Below are 13188 nucleotides of genomic sequence, written 5' to 3'. Positions count from 1 at the left end.
GTCCTGTTAAGCGAAGGGACAATATAGTGTTAGAGCTACAAATGAAGAGGCATGAACGCATCCCTTGGATTATGTCTTCGAGCCGCTTCACGGAATATTGTCGGTAGAATGGTGACCAGCAAACGAGGCTAAGATCCGCACGAAAAACTATGTCGTGAATCCTCTCGAAGACACAATCCAAGGGATGCTGTGTCAGATTTTTTGAGAATAGATTAGGTAGGGGAATAATATTGGCTGATAAATGAATAGTGTCGAGTGAAGTCTCTTTTAGCGCTCAGCTTAGGTTGTTGGTGTGATTCGTTGATTCTTGTTTGTGGTGGATGGATAGCAAGTTCTTTACAGATTATTGGTGTCTCTGTTCTGCAAAACAGGCTTGGTATTTGTGAATTTGACAATCTTGTCTCTATTGTATCAGGAAAATCGATTTAAAAACGAATGGTTATAGAAAGGTATTGACTCAATTTGACCTCCTTCGTAAGCAATTGGCGCAGTGTGTACTTACTACTGTGCTGTTGACGAACTCAGGCGTTGCTGTGTGGGCATGCGTTGCGAATGCTCAAGAGGAAATTATTCAGAGTTACTGCTGAATAGTTAGTGTGAACCTCAGCCTTGCGTTCGTCGTCAAATTATTTCCCATTAGCTCACTGGAGGAGTGATTATGTCGTTCTTTAAACGATTCGGCGAGTTCGGACTAATTTTGCAGTTGCTGCTTGGTATTGCAGCAGGTGTTATTGTCGGCCTTTATGCAGGCACTGGTGTAATGGAAGTTGTTGTTAGTCTGAAGTATGTGCTTGGACAGTTTATTTTCTACACAGTACCGCTTGTGATTATTGCGTTCATTGCACCTGCCATTGTTCGTCTTGGTCGTAATGCAAGTTCTATGTTGTTTACAGGTGTCGGTTTTGCGTACCTTTCTGCTGCAGGTGCAGCGACAATGGCTGCGATTGCCGGCTACATTATTATTCCGCATCTTTCTATTGCCACAAAGGTTGATGCACTGCATGAGTTGCCGGAAGTTCTTTTTCAGTTAAACATTCCACCGGTGATGTCAGTTATGACAGCACTCGTTTCCGCACTTGTTTTCGGTCTGGCGACTGTCTGGACTAAAGCTGAAACCTTTGAGCGTATTTTTAATGATTTTGAAAAAATAATGATGCAGGTTGTAAGCCGCATCATTATTCCAATTCTTCCGTTTTTTATTGCTACAACATTTGCAGGCCTTGCTTATGAAGGCACACTTACAAAACAGCTTCCTGTTTTCTTGAAAGTTGTTTTGATCGTAATTCTTGGTCATTTCATTTGGCTTACAGTGCTGTACACGATCGCGGGTCTCATTTCTAAACGTAATCCGATCGAAGTCCTTCGTCACTACCCACCTGCGTACCTTACAGCTGTCGGTACCATGTCCAGTGCTGCAACACTGCCGGTATCTCTCGAATGTGCAGCCCGTTCAAAAGTGCTTTCCAAAAGTGTTGTAGAGTTTATGGTTCCTCTTGGAGCAACCGTACACCTTTGCGGATCAGTTTTGACAGAAACCTTCTTTGCGATGACCATTTCAATGATGCTTTACGGAACGTTGCCTTCCGTTGGAACTATGTGCCTCTTTATCGCACTGTTCGGCATCTTCGCTATCGGTGCTCCGGGTGTACCGGGTGGTACTGTAATGGCATCTCTTGGTATTGTAGTGGGAGTTCTTCAGTTCGACCCGGCTGGAGTGGCTTTACTTCTCGCTATTTTTGCTCTGCAGGATAGCTTCGGCACAGCATGTAACGTGACCGGTGACGGTGCGCTGGCTCTTATGCTTGAAGGTATCTTTAATAAAGATAAAAAATTGAATTAGACACACAAAAAGGGTGGAGGTAATACCTCCACCCTTTTCTTAGAGGATAGCATTTACGCATTGTCATTGCGTTGTTCTATCTCAGTAATCGCCCGTTGTGCGAGCTGGGCGACACTGGTGCAATGAATTTCTCTATTTTCAAAAAGCTCCACAGGACAGTTGTCATCGAGCATAGTTCGTAGAGCTGGAACGTTTGCTTCTGTAGCGAGCGCTCCAATAGCCCAAGCTGCAAGTCCCCGTCCCTCTTCATCTTCGTCTTGTAAGCCCCAGGATAAGGCTCTAACGGACGGAAGCATCAGTTTCGGATATTTCCTCGCCATCCTGCCAAGCCCCCAGTACACGCCTCTCCTGAGCGGTGGATGGTCTAAATAATTATCGTCGTCGGTTGTTTCTCGAACATATGAATGCAGCATTCTGTTGTATTCGTTAGCGAGAGTCTCACTGTTGATCATTGCTTCTGCCATTGCTTCAGCAATTCCCCAGCCAACATTTCCGGATTCTTCATTCATATGCCAAAGCAGACGACGCATTATGATTCGCGCCTGCTCAATATCTTCTTGCGCAAGTTTACCCATGACCAGACCAAAGGCAGTAACCGCACGCCACTTCATTTCACCGCCGAATAAAAAGAACGACATGAGCGGGCCAATAGTCTGTGTTGCAGGCATAGAAACAATTATATCTAAGGACTGTTCCCAGTCTTCTTGTGTTAAGAGGGAACGCAATTCAGTTTTCAGAGCACGAAATCTTGCCATATGCGCCTCCAAAGCTGTTCTTTCCTTAACGATAATCTTTACTGATAAGAAATCAAGCTTTTTATGTACGTTATCGAACTTATTATTTGTTTACCTCTAATTAAGATATAGAATTTGCAGCGGAAAAACAGGATAAGTACACCAGTGCATGCTCGACTCTCCAAAATGTTAGTGGTATACGGCATGTTGAGAAAAAGGGAGTGGCTTAGCAGGTTTCTTCCTTTTCACCCCGCCCGGTTTTTATCTATGTAGGTTGAAACCATTCCCCCACGGGCGGGGGCTTTTCATCAAATATACGTTGCGGGTGTGCCCGTAATGCCTAGAGGTGGAATATGGATAAGGCAAAAAAAGAAGCAATACAGGTAACTAAAGAAATAGTGGTCAAGTTTATTGAAACAGGCCGCGTTTCACCTTCTAATATCAGCGAAGTGTTTCCTGCGGTATTTGAAGTTGTTTCTTCAACAGTATGTGAAGACGAAACGGAAACCGAAGAGTAGGCTTTGTAGCACATGCAATGTTCACCAAATGAGCATGCCCGTGAAGTTTCAGGCATGTTCAGCCGTATTGCCCGCTGGTACGACTTTTTAAATCATCTGCTTAGCGGCGGAATGGATTTTTATTGGAGACAGCAGCTTGTAAAAGCGACAGTGCCGGGGAAAACCGGACTCATGCTGGATCTTGCCGCCGGTACTATGGATGTTTCGTTAGAAATCGTGCGTCAGCATCCGCAGACTAAGGTTGCGGCATTGGACTATTGCCGTCCTATGCTGACCACAGGACGCAAGAAGCTTACAAAAGGGCGCAATAGAAGAATCTTCCCTGTTCATGCAGACGGCAGAACATTGCCGTTGCCGGATAACAGTGTAGATTGCGCAACAATTTCATTCGGAATTCGCAATATTATCCCGCGAGAAGCAGCATTTAAAGAACTCAATCGAGTACTTGTGCCGGGCGGCAGATTGTGTATTCTTGAATTTGGCACAGGTAAGCATCCGGTATGGAAAGGCTTTTACAACCTGTACCTGAAAAAAATTCTTCCTATGATCGGCAAGGTTTTTTCCGGTGATGCCGGAGCATACCAGTATCTTGCTGATACAATCATGGCGTTTCCGACCGCATCTGAATTGAGCACGGAAATGATGCAGGCCGGTTTTGATCGTGTGTACTACAAGCCGATGACATCGGGCATTGTGTACTTGCACGTAGCTCAGAAAAAAGCTGAGTAACAAACCGGAAGGCATGAGAGAACCTGCTGCAACTTTTTGCAACAGGGGAAACTGCGCTGGAAAAGGCGCAGGTGAGGACGTAGCGTAGTAATACGGTGCGACTAATGGCGCATAAGCCATACAAGCAGAACACCGGCGGACATGGCAGTTAATCCCATGTAACGCAAAGCGTTAGGGCCGCGTTCTGCTATTTCACGTAAGTATTTAGGGAGTTTGTCCGCAAAAAGGACGTAAGGAAGACCTTCGAGAACAAATGCAAGCCCCAGCGCTGTAAGTAGTAAATTCCAATCTATCTGCATGGAGCCTGTTTTTTCACAGACAGGCAGTTAAGTCCAGCAGGTAAGGGGGAGAAGACATGGTATCTTTTGAACGGATTGTGTCTGGAGATGTCCCAGTAGCCGTAATTGGTCTTGGATATGTCGGTTTACCTCTTGCTATATCTTTGGCGAAACATTTTTCAGTCATCGGGTACGATCAATATACGCAGCGAATAGAAGAACTGCGTCGTGGTGAAGATCGAACCGGAGAAGTGTCTTCTGAAACTCTCAATGAAAGTACTGCGTATTTTACTGCTGACCCGCAGCTTTTAGAAAAAGCGGGTGTGCATATAATAGCTGTACCGACGCCTATTGACGCACACCATACACCGGATTTGATTCCGTTACTTATGGCTACTCGAACCGTCGCCTCATTTATGCGGCCGGATTCAGTCGTTGTATACGAATCAACAGTCTGGCCGGGAGCCACAGAAGACAAGTGTGTTCCCGTGTTGGAAAATGTATCCGGAATGCGGTTTGGTAAGGATTTCTCAGTCGGTTATTCGCCGGAGCGTATCAATCCCGGGGATAAGGTGCATACCATTGAAAATGTCGTCAAAATTGTTGCTGGTTCTGACGATATGACAACAGCTTTGTTGGCAGAGCTGTATGGCAGAATTGTTTCTGCGGGGGTGCACCCGACCAGTTCAATAATGGTTGCTGAAGCCGCGAAAGTCATCGAAAACACACAGCGTGACTTGAACATAGCGTTAATGAATGAACTGGCAATTATCTTCAATACATTGGGAATAGATACAGGCGAGGTGCTTGAAGCAGCTGGAACAAAGTGGAATTTTCTACCTTTTGAACCGGGGCTTGTTGGAGGTCATTGTATAGGGGTAGATCCATATTATCTTACTTTCAAAGCGGAATCGTTAGGATACCATCCGCAGGTTATTCTTGCCGGCAGGCGAATAAATGATTCAATGGGCAAGTTTGTTGCCGAATCCTGTGTAAAAGAATTAATCCGCAGAGGTGTTTCTGTCCGTGATGCAAAAGTAGGAATATTAGGACTTACCTATAAAGAAAACGTACCTGATATCCGCAATACCCGTGTCATAGATATTATCAGAGAATTAAAAGAATACGGTATAGAAGCCCTCGTGCATGATCCTATCGCTGATAACGAGCAGGCAATTCGGGAATATGAAATTTCTTTGAGTTACCTGAAAGATTTTCAGCAGCTGGATGCTGTTATTGTCGCAGTACCGCACGAAGAATATTCTTTTATCCAGCCAAAACAGTTGCTCAAGTGGTTCCGCGATTCCGGAAATACTTTGGTGTTAGATGTGAAAGGATTTTTCGAGCCTGCTGTAATGGAGGCAGCTGGACTAGAACTTTGGAGAATGTGACAATGGCTGGACCTTTGCGCGTAGATTGTAGAAAAGATTGCTGAACAGGGTATTTCGAAGCGAGTTCGCTTCTTAAAAAAATGGAAAAAGGTACACAGCTCATTGTTGCTGCAAAAGAAGAAGACCGCAGACGCATTGAGCGTATCGCACGATTACGTGACGCCAGTATAGTTTCAGAATTGTCACTTGGCGGCACACTCGTTAACTTTACGTTGGAAAAAATTAAATGACACTAGTTATCGCAACAGCTACGCAAACTGAAATGAAAGCTGTTCTGTTGGGATTTAACAGGCGTGGGCGGATTGGTTGCAAGTTTCCCGCTGTAGGCGGATGTTGCAAAACGCCTGTTAATAACCATGAATGTTTGCTTGCTGTCACGGGAGTCGGGCCTGTTAATGCTGCATTGAGCATTGGCAGAATTCTCGGGGAATGCAAAGGTATTACTGGTGTTCTAAACCTTGGGGTTGCAGGAAGTTTTGATTTAGAGCAAGCTCCGTTAGGCAGTCTTGTGACGGCAGATTCAGAAATTTGGCCGGAATATGGACTGCACACAGCAGAAGGTATTGATCCGGAAGGAATAAAGTTTCCTGTATGGGAATATTACGGAGTAGGCGGACAGCAGACTATCTGGGATACATTGCCGCTTGAACCGGAAAAGGCGTTCAGGCAGCTCAATTTATCCACCCCTGGGGATTTACTCGAAGGCGCAAGCATGACAGTATCCGGCGTCACCGGAACAGAAGAACGTGCCCGTATGCTGCAAAAGCGGTACAATCCGCTTACAGAAAATATGGAAGGGTTCTCCCTTGCGCTCGCTTGTCTTCAAGCCGGAATTCCTTTTCTTGAACTTCGCACCGTGTCAAATCTGGTTGGGTCTCGCAAACCGGAACACTGGAAACTGGACGATGCGCTTCAAGCTCTTGGCAGGCACGCCAGAGGGCTTTTTGTTTAGAAGGTATTGTAAAACTGAGTGTCGTTAGTACCGGCACTTTTTTTACAATGGTTTCTAAGATGTTAGATTCACGTTTTTTCGATGGAAGCTTTTCTATGCAAGAACTCTTAGAGTACCTTACGTTAAAACAACCGCAGATCAATGCGACGTTGGCGGCAGAAACTGCTCAGCTTAACGCATTAGTTCAGCCTGTTGTTTCCCATGTGCTTACTGCCGGAGGAAAAAGGCTGCGCCCTTTGTTAACTCTGCTTACTGCTGCAACTCTCGGGTATACTGATGAGGATATTTATCCGCTTGCCTGTTCCGTAGAGCTGCTTCATTCTGCGACATTATTGCACGATGACATCATTGACGACGCAGAGTTGCGTCGCGGAAAACCTGCAGCCCATACGCAGTTCGGTAATACAAAAACCGTGCTGGCTGGTGATGTTTTGCTTGCACAGGCAAACTTGGTTGTTGCGCGATACAATGATGCTCGTCTTACACAGTGCATTGCAGAAGCTATCGTAAAGACAGCAACCGGCGAAATTGAAGAGATTGAATATTTACGTTCAACTGATCATTCGCAGGAAACTTATATTGAAATAATTAAAGGCAAAACCGCGTTCCTGTTGCAGGCATCCTGCATTATGGGAGCTATTCAGGCAGGTGGTACTGATGAACAGATCGCAGCGGCGTCTGAATTCGGTATGAACCTTGGAATTGCTTTCCAGATTGTGGATGATGCGCTGGATTTTGCTGTTTCAACAAAATCAATCGGCAAGCCGGTGGCTGGTGACCTTCGTGAAGGCAAATTAACTCCACCGTTGCTTATGTACCTTGAAACATTAAAAGGTGCAGAGCGTGATGATTTTGTAACCAAGTTTGAAGCAGGCACCTTTACTGAAGAAGAGGTGTGTTCTGTTGCAGCGCAAATTCGCGAACTGGGGCTTGATGCTGCCACTCGTGAACTTGCAGATTCTTATCTGGAAAAAGCAGAAAAGGCTTTGGAAGTCTTGCCAGCTTGTCCGGAACGAAAGATATTGCTGCAAACTCTTGATTACGTAAAATCGCGTAGTGCATAAAAAATTCAGGCCGTAGGGGAGACTCTGCGGCCTTTTGTTTTCAGTATCTCCGTACTCATTTCCCGAGGACGTAAGGGGGGATAGCTTTTTTGTGGATATGTAGAGGGCTATTCCGCATTGAGTAATGGAGGTCTACAAACTGTCTTGGGTTGTACCGAACTGTCTCAAGAGAACAGTTTTGGGTTTTATGTATAAATGGGGTATACCCCCCGCCATCACAGACGGAAGAAGACTGTGTTGGTGTGTTTACTTTTTCCAAATACAGCGGGACGGCAAATAGATTCCGCCTGTTAATTTCAGCAAGCATCAGGAGAAAATACATGCTGCGGCGCATTGAAGCTGGTCTTAGAGAAGGTGTAGTTGATACTCAGGGTATCAAAACTGCTAACAAGATCAGGGAAGCTCTGGGATTTGACGTTAAAGAAGTTCGTCAGGTCAAGGTGTTTACTGTGGACGGTCTTACCGACAAACAGCTTGAAACTGTTGTGAGTGAGGCAGCTCTGCATGATCCCGTACTTCAGGACGCGGCACTTTCTCCGGTATCCAGTCAGGCAGACTGGGTACTCGAAGTTGGGTTCCGTCCGGGTGTAACAGATAACGAAGGCCGCACAGCGCGGGAAACCATTGCAATCGTACTGGAACTTGCAGATCGCGAAGCAGTTTCTGTTTTTGTTGCAGACCAGTTCCACATCTACGGTGATTTTACAGAAGAGCAGATTGCTTCTATCGGCCGTGATGTTCTTGCAAACGAACTTATTCAGCGTTTTGAATACAAAAGCAAAGCAGACTGGCAGAAAGAGCCGGGCTTTGCGGCATTTGCCGCCCGTGTTTCCGGTCAGGCAAATGATGAAGTGGTTAACCTGCCGTTCTCAACCATGTCAGACGAGCAGCTTATGGCGTTCTCCCGAGAGAACACATTGGCTCTTTCTCTGGAAGAACTGCATACAATCCGCGATTACTACACCAGCCCGGAAGTTGTGGCTGAACGTGTAAAAGCAGGCTTAACCGCAGAACCAAGTGATGCAGAAGTAGAAGTACTTGCACAGACTTGGTCAGAACACTGCAAACATAAAATTTTTGCTTCAAAAATTGATTACACCGATACAGAAACCGGTGAACGTGAAGTCATCGACAGCCTTTACAAAACATATGTAATGGGCTCCACCAAAACTATCCGTAAGAATAAGGGCGAAGATGATTTCTGCCGCTCAGTATTTAAAGATAATGCTGGTGTAATCGACTTCAACGAAACACACGACGTGTGTATTAAAGTTGAAACTCACAACTCTCCATCCGCTCTTGACCCATACGGCGGAGCGTTGACCGGTATTGTGGGTGTTAACCGTGACCCTATGGGAACAGGCATCGGTGCAGATCTTGTGTGTAACACAAACGTATTCTGCTTCGCATCTCCGTTCCACGAAGGCGAGCTTCCTCCGCGTCTCCTTCATCCTCGCCGAGTACTTGAAGGTGTTCGTGAAGGTGTTGAACACGGCGGTAACAAATCCGGTGTTCCAACAGTTAACGGTTCAATCGTTTTTGAAGAGCGCTACCTCGGTAAACCGCTTGTTCATTGCGGCACAGTAGGTATGATTCCTAAAGTTGTTGCAGGCAAGCCCGGTTACGAAAAAGCAGCTAAAGTTGGCGATACTATCGTGATGGTCGGTGGTCGTATCGGGAAAGACGGTATCCACGGCGCAACCTTCTCTTCTGAAGAACTGCACGAAGAATCTCCGGCAACAGCTGTACAGATCGGTGACCCAATTACACAGCGCAAAGCATACGACTTTATTATGCGTGCCCGTAACATGGGTTTATACAACGCAATCACAGATAACGGCGCAGGCGGTCTTTCTTCTTCTGTTGGTGAAATGGCAGAAGATACAAACGGCTGTCGTCTGGATCTTTCTAAAGCTCCGCTTAAATATGACGGTCTCCGCCCTTGGGAAATTCTTCTTTCAGAAGCTCAGGAGCGTATGACCCTTGCTGTTCCTGCTGACAAGCTGGATGAGTTCATGGAACTTGCAGAGCGTATGGATGTTGAAGCTTCCGCACTTGGTGAGTTTACTGATTCCGGCTACTTCCACGTAACATACGGTGATAAGCCGGTTGCATTCCTTGATATGGAATTCCTGCACGACGGTGTTCCACAGATGCAGCTCAAAGCTGTATGGGAACGTCCTGAACACAAGGATGAAGAAGTAAACGTAGCAGACGCAAAGCAAGGTAACTTGCTTAAATCCATGCTTGCCCGTTTGAACATTTGTTCAAAAGAATACGTAGTGCGTCAGTATGACCACGAAGTTAAGGGTGGCAGCGTAATTAAGCCAATGGTCGGCGTAAAATGCGACGGTCCTTCTGATGCTGGCGTTGTTCGTCCAATTCTTGATTCCGAGAGCGGTATTGTTCTTTCACACGGTATCAACCCGACACTGAGTGATTACGATACCTACTGGATGATGGCGAACGTTGTTGACGAAGCAGTGCGTAACGCAGTTGCTGTCGGCGGTGACGTAGACTTCATGTCCGGTATCGACAACTTCTGCTGGTGCGATCCTGTGCAGTCTGAAAAAACTCCGGACGGCCATTACAAGCTTGCACAGCTTGTTCGTGCTAACAAAGCACTTGCAGATTTCTGTACCGCATACGGCGTACCGTGTATTTCCGGTAAAGACTCCATGAAGAACGACTACACAGGCGGCGGAGTAAAAATTTCCATTCCGCCGACAGTACTCTTCTCTGTCATGGGTGTTATTAAAGATGTGAATAAAACAACCACATCCGACTTTAAAAATGACGGTGACAAAATCTACGTTCTTGGCGCAACAGCCCGCGAATTAGCAGGTTCTGAAGTTGCAGAAGAACTCGGCATCAGCGCTGCTGCATGTCCGAAAGTAGATGCTGAATCCGCACTTGCACGATACCGTGCAGTTCATAAAGCAATCGGTGAAGGCGCAATTAACGCATGTCACGACTGCTCAGACGGCGGTCTTGGAGTGGCTCTCGCAGAGATGGCACTTGCAGGTCGCACCGGTGCACTCATCAATCTTGATGCAGTACCGGTAACTGAAGAAATGAATGCAACAGAAGTTCTTTACTCTGAGTCAGCTTCCCGTTTGGTAGTATCCGTACCGGAAGACAAAGTAGAAACTTTTGAAAAGATCTTTGCTGGACAGGCATACGGCTGTCTGGGTGAAGTTACAGGTGATGAGCAGTTCATTATCGCTTCCGGCGCAACTGTTTTGGTAGCAGATAACTGCGAATCACTTGCTCAGTCCTTTAAGGGCACACTTAAGTTTTAACGTGAAAAAGCTCATGGGAGCTTTATAACTGCGGCTTAAGTTCTGTAGCTGCAAGATTATTCGGGACTTGCAGCCGACAGATGGTTTTGGTGAGAAGAGCGGGCGAACATGTGTTCTCCCGCTCTTCTTCTTTTTTGTATCATGAGTACTCTGCCTGATGATGTAACGTTTGATATTCCAAGTAGATATGTTCTTTATATAATGCGGTGCTGCAATATTTTACAATGCAGGAGTGACACTATTTTGCATACTCCGGTTCTTACGCTTATTTATTAGAGAACCATGAGGAGAATCCTACATGTCTACATATAATACTGCATTTACCAGCGACAATATCGCAGGTGTTTCCCCGCAAGTTTTGGAAGCAATGGCGCGTTGTAACGTCGGTCAGGCAGACCCGTATGGTCGGGATGCATGTACAATGCAGGCTGAGAAAATGTTGTCAGATGTTTTTGAAAAAGATGCCCGCGTCTTTTTTGTAACAACAGGCACAGCAGCAAACTGCTTATCGTTAAGCGCGTTAACCCCGCCATGGGGCGCAGTATTATGCCATCATGAAGGGCATATTAATCATGACGAATGTGGGGCTCCAGAGTTTTTCAACTCCGGCGCGCGCGTGTTAACTCTCGACGGTGCGAATTCCAAAATTGATCCGGAAGCACTGAAGTGGGGCGTAAAACACAGAGTCGGCGATATTCATTCTTCTCAACCGGCAGCTGTGAGCCTTACTCAGGCAACAGAGTCAGGTTCTGTGTATTCGCTGGATGAACTTTGCATGCTCGGCGCAATCACTAAGAACCATGGATTGCGTATGCACATGGACGGTGCGCGATTTGCGAACGCATTGGTTACGCTTAATTGTTCTCCGGCTGAAATGACATGGAAATGCGGTGTTGATATTGTTTCATTCGGTGCAACAAAAAATGGCACAATGTCTTCAGAAGCAATCGTTGTTTTTGATAAAAAAATTGCACAGGAAATGTCATTTCGCATAAAACGCTCCGGACAGCTTGGTTCTAAAATGCGGTTTATGGCTGCGCAGATGTTAGGCTACCTTGAGAATGATCTCTGGTTGAATAATGCACGTCAGTCAAATGCAATGGCAGAGCTGTTGAAGCGGGGATTAGAGAAAATTCCTCAGATTTCTGTACTTGGTTCTCCTCAGACAAATATCATTTTTTGTAAGATGCCAAAAGATTGTGCTGACAGGTTGTTAGCTCAGGGCTTCAGTTTCTACCATGGAAAATGGGAGAAGGATGTAATTCGCCTTGTGACATCCTTTGCGACCACAGAACAAGATATCCAGTACTTTTTATCTGCAGTAAATCAAGCTGTTGGGTACGCAGAAGCCGTGTAGCAGTGCCATTTTATACTGGAAGAATTCTTTTTTGACACCAGCTCCTTGTTGTGAGTAGGTAGGCAGACGTTATGCAGGATACTGTTCAATATTTTCGCGCTCCAGATGTGCCGGGACTTGTCTTAAGCGACGGGCACTTTTCAACGTTCAGTTTTGAACGTCACTTCCACTTGAATTATCATATAAGTCTGGTGGTAGATGGCGTTCAGCGGCAGAGCGCATCCGGTAAAACGTTTCTCGTAGGGCCGGGACGGTTATCCGTAATTCCGCCGGAGGAAATGCATGACGGTTCCGGATATGAAAAATGTGAATATACGCTCAAAACATTCCGCATTCCGCCGGAGCTTCTGACTGAAGAAATGGCAGAGGCAATGGACTCCGCACGTCGAGTGGCATTCAGTAGTAACGTGTTGGATGATAAGCTTCTTTGGGAGCGAGCATGCCTGCTGCATTATGTATTACAACGTGGTGATGCCAGCTCAATGTTTGTTGAAGAGCAGTGGATGGATCTTGTACGACGTCTGGTAATGCATTCAAGAAAACCTCTTGCTGATGAATCGGAAGGGGGGCTTGCCAAGCCGGACTGGAAGGAAGTTCGTGACTATTGCCACGATAATCTTTCAGAGAAAATTACGCTGGAGCAGCTTGCCGCCTTATGTAATTTGAGCCGCTATCAGTTCCTGCGTCGCTTTAAATCTACCGTCGGAGTCACGCCGTATAACTGGCTGAAGCAACTGCGTCTTGAGCATGCTTGCAGATTGTTAGAAAAAGGCGAGCGGGTTTCAACCGTTGCCGCAAATGTGGGCTTTTATGATCAGAGCCACTTTGTGCATGCCTTCAAAAAAGCATACAGCGTTCCGCCATCCAAATACTAATGTTTACAAATGATAAAAGGGTGTCCTACCAAAGTAGGACACCCTTTTTTTATGTAGTTATAGAGCGAGTGACTTCCTGAAGTATGTAGAGTCGAGAAAGGAATTTTTCACAGTCTTCCTTCCCGTCCTCTGTACCAGTTATGAGGCC

At 46.0% G+C, this 13188-nt stretch carries 12 protein-coding genes; 10 read left to right on the top strand and 2 right to left on the bottom strand.

What is annotated here, in order from left to right:
* Positions 1-658: 658 nt before the first annotated feature.
* Positions 659-1840 carry a dicarboxylate/amino acid:cation symporter gene (locus tag QZY95_RS13490; RefSeq protein ID WP_290924403.1) on the top strand — a complete coding sequence of 394 codons (1182 nt, stop codon included), beginning with the start codon at positions 659-661 and terminating at the stop codon, positions 1838-1840.
* Between the two features lie 53 nt (positions 1841-1893).
* Here the strand turns inward: QZY95_RS13490 and QZY95_RS13485 are convergent, their stop codons facing one another.
* Positions 1894-2595: a DVU0298 family protein gene (locus QZY95_RS13485; protein ID WP_290924401.1), complete on the bottom strand. Its 702-nt coding sequence runs from the start codon at positions 2593-2595 to the stop codon at positions 1894-1896.
* A gap of 332 nt (positions 2596-2927) precedes the next feature.
* Here QZY95_RS13485 and QZY95_RS13480 point away from each other — a divergent pair, with 332 nt between their 5' ends.
* Positions 2928-3092, top strand: a complete 165-nt coding sequence (locus QZY95_RS13480) for a hypothetical protein (protein WP_020000242.1) — start codon at positions 2928-2930, stop codon at positions 3090-3092.
* A 12-nt stretch (positions 3093-3104) separates the two neighbouring features.
* Entirely contained in the window at positions 3105-3821 is a 717-nt protein-coding gene (gene ubiE / locus QZY95_RS13475; protein WP_290924396.1) for a bifunctional demethylmenaquinone methyltransferase/2-methoxy-6-polyprenyl-1,4-benzoquinol methylase UbiE, read from the top strand.
* A gap of 101 nt (positions 3822-3922) precedes the next feature.
* Here ubiE and QZY95_RS13470 read toward each other — a convergent pair whose 3' ends face one another.
* On the bottom strand, positions 3923-4120 hold the full coding sequence (locus QZY95_RS13470; RefSeq protein WP_020000240.1) for a DUF2065 domain-containing protein: 198 nt from the start codon (positions 4118-4120) through the stop codon (positions 3923-3925).
* A 56-nt stretch (positions 4121-4176) separates the two neighbouring features.
* Here QZY95_RS13470 and QZY95_RS13465 point away from each other — a divergent pair, with 56 nt between their 5' ends.
* The 7 genes from QZY95_RS13465 (at position 4177) to QZY95_RS13435 (ending at position 13040) form a co-directional block, all read left to right on the top strand.
* Entirely contained in the window at positions 4177-5490 is a 1314-nt protein-coding gene (locus tag QZY95_RS13465; RefSeq protein ID WP_290924389.1) for a nucleotide sugar dehydrogenase, read from the top strand.
* Between the two features lie 80 nt (positions 5491-5570).
* Positions 5571-5720, top strand: coding sequence for a hypothetical protein (locus QZY95_RS13460; RefSeq protein WP_290924387.1), 150 nt, complete (start codon positions 5571-5573; stop codon positions 5718-5720).
* A complete protein-coding gene (gene mqnB, locus QZY95_RS13455) occupies positions 5717-6442 on the top strand; it encodes a futalosine hydrolase (protein WP_290924385.1) in 726 nt (241 codons plus the stop codon). The genes QZY95_RS13460 and mqnB overlap by 4 nt, the downstream gene beginning before the upstream one ends.
* A gap of 95 nt (positions 6443-6537) precedes the next feature.
* On the top strand, positions 6538-7506 hold the full coding sequence (locus tag QZY95_RS13450; RefSeq protein ID WP_290924383.1) for a polyprenyl synthetase family protein: 969 nt from the start codon (positions 6538-6540) through the stop codon (positions 7504-7506).
* A 320-nt stretch (positions 7507-7826) separates the two neighbouring features.
* Positions 7827-10808, top strand: a complete 2982-nt coding sequence (locus QZY95_RS13445; protein WP_290924381.1) for an AIR synthase-related protein — start codon at positions 7827-7829, stop codon at positions 10806-10808.
* A gap of 298 nt (positions 10809-11106) precedes the next feature.
* On the top strand, positions 11107-12165 hold the full coding sequence (locus QZY95_RS13440; protein ID WP_290924379.1) for a low specificity L-threonine aldolase: 1059 nt from the start codon (positions 11107-11109) through the stop codon (positions 12163-12165).
* 71 nt (positions 12166-12236) lie between these two features.
* Positions 12237-13040 (top strand): AraC family transcriptional regulator, encoded by an 804-nt coding sequence (locus QZY95_RS13435; RefSeq protein WP_290924377.1) that lies wholly within the window; start codon positions 12237-12239, stop codon positions 13038-13040.
* The last annotated feature ends 148 nt before the right edge of the window (positions 13041-13188 follow it).

Source organism: Halodesulfovibrio sp. (assembly GCF_015482765.1).
Classification (GTDB): domain Bacteria; phylum Desulfobacterota; class Desulfovibrionia; order Desulfovibrionales; family Desulfovibrionaceae; genus Halodesulfovibrio.
Note: the sequence above shows the minus strand (reverse complement) of the source record. Positions and strands in the feature narration are given on the sequence as shown.